The organism is Synechococcus sp. RC10A2, assembly GCF_047502605.1.
Genome location: NZ_JANSHP010000064.1, coordinates 52,567 through 58,566, shown reverse-complemented (window position 1 = coordinate 58,566; position 6,000 = coordinate 52,567). Strand labels below are relative to the sequence as shown.

Here is a 6,000-nt window from a genome sequence, read left to right as displayed (position 1 = left end):
ATCCTCCAGCCCGCCAAGCTGCGCTGTGGCGGGAGTACCCCAGAGGTTCTGATGGCAGCTTTTTCCGACCAGCTCGGAGAGAGCGGAGGGGATCCCTTAGAAGTGGAAAAAGCTGTATTCGTCGACTAGGGAGCTGATGAGGGAGCAAGAGCTACTGGAACGACTGCCCTTGGCGCAGCGTCTGGCGGAGTTGAGGGCCCGCATTCAAGAGATCCCGCTGCACAGGGTGCAGTTGGAGGGATTAAATCTGGCGGGAGCAGAGTCCTGCTGGGCCGCCTATCGGGAGCTGGGGCAAGGCGAGATGCCGCTGCTGTTTTTGCACGGCTTCATGGCCACTCACGCCAATTGGTGGCCGCTGATGCAAGGGTTGGGCGACCGATACCGCTGCATCGCCCTGGATTTGCTGGGGTTTGGTCAGTCCAGCCAACCGGCTCTGCGCTACGACATCGCCGTGGAGGTAGAGTTTGTGCGCGGGTTTGTCGAGGCGCTGCGCCTGCCTGAGCCGGTGTTGGTGGGCCACTCTTTTGGCGGCTGGGTGGCGGCGGCCTACGCCATTCGTTACCCCCTGCGGGGGTTGGTCTTACTGGCGCCTGCCGGGATCCGCGACGACAGCTTTGTCAAACGCTACCGGCACATGCGGCTTTTGCTCCGGGAAGGCGCGTGGGTTGATAGGCTGCTGCGAGCCGCCATCCCCCTGGCCCGTTGGGGACGTTGGGAGGAGCGACTGGCTTGGCTGCTGTGGCTGCGGGGATCCCTGCGCCAACAGCCGGTGGCCCGCCAATTTCTCCGCCAGCGCCTGCGCCCCCAAGCTGCCGTCGATACGGTCGAACGTCAGCTTCATGCCATTCAGGTTCCCACCCTAGTAGTTGCCGCTGAGCGGGACGACACCATTCCCCTCTGGCATTGCCAAGCCTATGCGGAGGGGATCCCTGGAGCCCAGCTCAAGATCCTGCCCGGTGCTGGACACGCCATCCCCGCCCTGCATGCGGAGCAGGTGCTGCCCTTGATTCGAGAGTTTCTGGAGAGCTTGAGCCCAAAGCTGGACTAAGGGACGCCGACTCCTCCCTTTAGGCAAGGTGGCTTTCCCGGATTTAGACTAAGAAACCGCCCTCATGCCGAGCTTCTTAGGCCGGCAGACAGAGAACCCCCTCGGCATTTCGGCTGCCTCGGCCCCCCCGCCAAAGGGAGAGGGGAGCGGCAGGCAGCATACAGTTTTGCTACATCTTGCCATAGGCAGCGAGCTATAGACTTGGAGGGAGGTAGGCTGGCAGCGCGGCCGCTTTTTCCGGCAGATCCCTGGGAGGGCAGGAAGGGGAGTGGCGAAGATACCCATCTGGCTGCGGGGAGTGAGCTATGCCATCTATGGCTTTCTCTACCTGCCGATTTTGCTCATTGCTGTCTATTCCTTTAACCGCGCCCGCTTCGGGTTGGTGTGGACAGGCTTTACCTTCGATTGGTACTGGGCTCTCTTTCGCAATGCTGCGATCTGGCAGGCCACGCAAAATACCCTTGTCTTGGCTGGAGTCAGCACCCTGGTGAGCACGCTGCTGGGATCCCTTTTGGGCTATGGGCTGTACCGCTACCGCTTCCCCGGCCAGAAGGCTGTGCAGGGACTGCTGCTGTTGCCGGTGGTCGTCCCCGACATTGTGATGGCCATTACCCTGCTGTTGTTTTACCAGTTGGTGCGCGCCTACACCGGCTGGTTTGAGCTGGGCCTGGGGACGATGGTGATTGCCCACATCACCTTTCAGATTGCCTTTGTGGCCATCGTGGTGCGCAGCCGCCTGCAGCTTTTGGATCCGGCTTTGGAGGAAGCCGCCTACGACCTCTACGCCAACACCTGGCAGAAGCTGCGCTACGTCACACTGCCGCTGGCCATGCCAGGGATCCTGGCCGCGGCGCTGCTGGCCTTTACCCTCTCCATCGACGATTTTGTGATCTCCTTTTTCACCAGCGGGCCCGAAAGCCAGACCCTGCCCATTTTGATCTACAGCACGGCGCGGCGAGGGGTGACGCCGGAGATCAACGCCCTCTCCACCGTGATCGTCGCGATAACCTTGGTTGCCGTGATGGGCTTTCCCCTGCTCAGCCGCTCCTCTAGGGAGAGGGGCCGGGGGTGAGGGATCAAGTATTGAAATAGCGGGCCGCCGGGTGGTAGGCGACGATGGCGGTGGTGGACTGCTCAGGATCCAACTGGTCGCTTTCGTCCATCCTCAGGCCGATGCGCTCCGTCTGGAGCAGCTCCAACAAAACTCGCTGATCGGCGATGTTGGGGCAGGCGGGATAGCCGAAGCTGTAGCGGGAGCCGCGGTAGCCCTGGTGCAGGATCTGGCGGATGTCGGGGCTGTCCTCGCCGCCAAAGCCCAGCTCCCGCCGGATGCGGGCATGGCACCACTCCGCCAAGGCCTCTGCCAGGGTGACGGCCAGGCCGTGGAAATAGAGATAGTCGGTGTACTGGCCCTCGGCAAAGAGGTGCTGGGCGTAGGCCGTGGCCTCTGGCCCCACTGTAACTGCCTGCATGGGGAAGACGTCCACCAGGCCGGTGGAGCGGTCGGCGAAGAAGTCGGCAATGCAGAGGCGCTGGCCGCTCTTCTGGCGGGGGAAGGTGAAGCGGGCCAGCTCCCGCACCTGGGGAGAAAGCCGAGGGCGATCGACGGTGGGCAATTGCAAATAGGTGGTGGAGCCGGGCTCTAGAGCAAACAGCTCGGGGAAGCTGGCCGGGTCGAAGAGGATCACCGTATTCCCTTCCGCCTGCGCCGGGAAGTAGCCATAAACCACCTGCGGGCGCAGCAAGTCTTCGGTAACAATCCGCTCCTTCCAGCGCTCGATCACCGGCTCCACCTGGGTGGCGAGAAACTGGGCAAACTCCTCCGCCGACTGGTCGCGCGGCTTGCGGATCTGCCACTGGCCGGCCACCAGGGCCTGCTTGTCGATGTAGAAGAAGACCTCCGGCCAGGGGATCTGATCCGGCTCGAGAACTTGGGATCCCCAGAAGGGGGGGATGGGCCGCTCGGTATCGAGGGTAACCGCCTCGGAACGACGGGTGTCTGCCCCGCCGTCGCCAGCCGAGACAGCAGGGGCAGGAGCGGCGCCCACGGTCACCTCTGGAGCCGGCAAGGTGGGATCCCTTTCCTCCACGGCTGCCGCAGCTCTCCTCTGGCGGTTGTCAGAGCGGGATCCCAGCTCGAAGTTATCCAGAAAACCCAGCCGGTCATCCCAGCGCCCGGCCGCCTTGGCCTGCATCAGCCGATCCATAAAGTGCAGGTCGGCAAAGGCGTCGCGGCCGTAGATGACTTGGCCCTTGTAGGTCTGGCGGCAGTCTTCTTCCACAAAGCGGCGGGTGAGGGCCGCCCCTCCCAAGATCACCGGCACGGTAATGCCCCGCTCGTTAAACACCTCCAGATTCTCTTTCATAAAGGCGGTGGATTTCACCAACAGGCCGCTCATGGCAATGCAGTCGGGCTTGTACTTTTCGTAGGCCTCGATGATGTTTTCCACCGGCTGCTTGATGCCCAAATTGATGACCTTGTAGCCGTTGTTGGTGAGGATGATGTCCACCAGGTTTTTGCCGATGTCGTGGACATCCCCCTTGACGGTGGCGATCAAGAAGGTGCCTTTGCACACCTCCCCGCCTACTTTTTCCATGAAGGGCTCCAGGTATTTCACCGCCGCCTTCATGGTTTCTGCCGACTGCAGCACAAACGGCAGTTGCATTTTGCCGGCGCCAAAAAGCTCCCCCACCTCCTTCATGCCGTCTAGCAAAAAGGTGTTGATGATCTCCAGGGGGGGGTATTTCTGCAGCGCCTCTGCCAGGGTCTCCTCCAGGCCGATGCGCTCGCCGTCGATGATGTGCCGCCGCAGCCGCTCCTCCAAGGGCAGTTTGGCCAGGGATCCGGTCGCCCGCAGCTCCTGCCCGGAAACCCCCGCAAACAGCTCCGTCAGCCGCGCCAGGGGATCGTAGGTGCAGATGCCCTCAGCGTTGAACTGGCGCCGATCCCAGATCAGATCCCGGCACACCTGCTGCTGTTCTTCCGGGATCTTGCTCAGGGGCAGGATCTTGGCGGCGCTGACGATGGCGGCATCCAGGCCGGCCTGGCGGCACTCGTGCAAAAACACCGAGTTCAAGACCACGCGGGCTGCCGGCGAGAGCCCAAAGGAGATGTTGGAGATGCCCAAGAGAATGTGGGCCTCAGGAAAAGCCTGGCGGATGCGGCGGATGGCCTCCAGGGTAGCCGCCCCGTTGGCCCGGTCTTCCTCGATGCCGGTGGAGATGGGCAAAGCCAGCGGGTCAAAGAAAATCTCGTAGGGCGGGATCCCGTACTCAACGGCCTGGCGATAGGCCCGCTCGGCAATCTGGAACTTCTTCTCGGCGGTGCGGGCCATGCCCTCCTCGTCGATGGTGCCGATGACCACCCCCGCGCCGTAGGTCTTGGCCAGCTCCAGCACCTTGAAGAAGCGCTCTTCCCCATCCTCGTAGTTGGTGGAGTTGAGCAGGCACTTGCCCCCGGCCACCTTGAGGCCGGCCTCCATCTTCTGCCAGTCGGTGGAATCCAGCATCAGGGGAATGGGTATCTGGGTCACCAGCCGCGAGACCAGCTCCCGCATATCCCGCACCCCGTCCCGGCCCACATAGTCCACGTTGACATCCAAGATGTGGGATCCCTCCCGCACCTGCTCCCGCGCCAGGGCCACCAGGCCGTCCCAATCTTCGGCATTCAGCAGCTCCCGCATCTTCTTGGAGCCGCTGGCGTTGAGCCGCTCGCCGATGATCAAAAAAGAGTTCTCCTGCAGGTAGGGCTGAGGGGCATAGATGGAAGCGGCAGCCTGGATGCGCTCGACGGAGCGGCGTTTGGGCCGCAGCCCCCGCACAGCCTCCACCAAAGCGGCGATGTGATCCGGGCGGGTGCCGCAGCAGCCCCCCACCACCGCCACCCCCAGATCCCGCACAAAGTGCTCCAGGTGGAAGCGCAACTGCTCCGGCGTGAGCTTGTAGTGGGCCTTGCCGCCGATGTTTTCCGGCAGGCCGGCGTTGGGGATGCAGGAGATGGGAAAGGGAGAATGGCGGGAGAGGTAGCGGATGTGCTCAGCCATCTTGTCCGGCCCGGTGGCGCAGTTGAGGCCCAGCACATCGATGGGGTAGGGCTCCAGGATGGCCAGCGCCGCCCCGATCTCCGTGCCCACCAGCATCGTCCCCTGCACCTCAAAGGTCAGAGACACCACCAGCGGCAGGCGGATCCCGCGCCGGGCAAACTCCTGCTGCACGGCCACCAGCGCCGCCTTGGTCTGCAGGATATCTTGACAGGTCTCGATGATGAGGAGATCCACCCCCCCGTCGATCAGGCCCCGCACCTGCTCGGCGTAGCTGGCCCGCATCTCGTCAAAACCGATGTGCCCTAGGGTGGGCAGCTTGGTGGTGGGGCCGATGGAGCCGGCCACAAAGCGAGGCTTTTCCGGCGTCGAAAACTCCGCCGCCAGCCGCTTGGCCAGGCGCGCTGCCGCCACGTTCAGCTCGTAGGCTTTTTCCGCGATCCCGTACTCGGCCAAGACGATCGAGGTGGCGCCAAAAGTATCGGTCTCGATGACATCGGCCCCCACCTCCAGAAAGCCCCGGTGTACCCGCTCCACCGCCTCCGGCTTGCTCAGCACCAGGATCTCGTTGCAGCCTTCTAGCTCCGGCCCGCCAAAATCCGCTGCCGTCAGGTTCTGGGCTTGCAGAGAGGATCCCATTGCCCCGTCGAAGACGATCACACGTTCCTGGAGATGCTGCAGGAAGGGATGGGTCATAGGCGGTGCGGCGCTGGCAGGGATCCTTTCCTTTTAAGGTAGTCTGATTTAAGGTAGCATTGAGCCACTTCCCCGGACTAGGCCAACCCAGGGATCCCCTAGACCAGGATCTCAGAGCCGGGACGGGGTGGGGTGAAGTTAAGATTTTCTTCGTCTGCCCCGTTGCTGTTTCCCCAAGGGCGGGCTAATTTAGGGAAGACATTTTGGTGTGAACGG

Annotated in this window: 3 protein-coding genes; 2 read left to right on the top strand and 1 reads right to left on the bottom strand. The window is 62.9% G+C overall.

All coding sequences use genetic code 11. The features are described from left to right. The first annotated feature begins 136 nt into the window (after nt 1-136). Complete coding sequence (locus NW848_RS08360; protein ID WP_228375314.1) at nt 137-1,048, top strand: alpha/beta fold hydrolase; 912 nt, start codon at nt 137-139, stop codon at nt 1,046-1,048. A 268-nt stretch (nt 1,049-1,316) separates the two neighbouring features. Further along, nucleotides 1,317-2,120 (top strand): ABC transporter permease, encoded by an 804-nt coding sequence (locus NW848_RS08355; RefSeq protein WP_206336834.1) that lies wholly within the window; start codon nt 1,317-1,319, stop codon nt 2,118-2,120. Nucleotides 2,121-2,124: 4 nt separating this feature from the next. Here the strand turns inward: NW848_RS08355 and metH are convergent, their stop codons facing one another. Then, entirely contained in the window at nt 2,125-5,784 is a 3,660-nt protein-coding gene (gene metH / locus NW848_RS08350) for a methionine synthase (RefSeq protein ID WP_099812841.1), read from the bottom strand. Nucleotides 5,785-6,000: the final 216 nt, after the last annotated feature.

Bases quoted from the DNA above. Each gene is read 5' to 3' on its own strand.
- NW848_RS08360 (WP_228375314.1), top strand. From the start codon at position 137: ATGAGGGAGCAAGAGCTACTGGAACGACTGCCCTTGGCGCAGCGTCTG.
- metH (WP_099812841.1), bottom strand. From the start codon at position 5,784: ATGACCCATCCCTTCCTGCAGCATCTCCAGGAACGTGTGATCGTCTTC.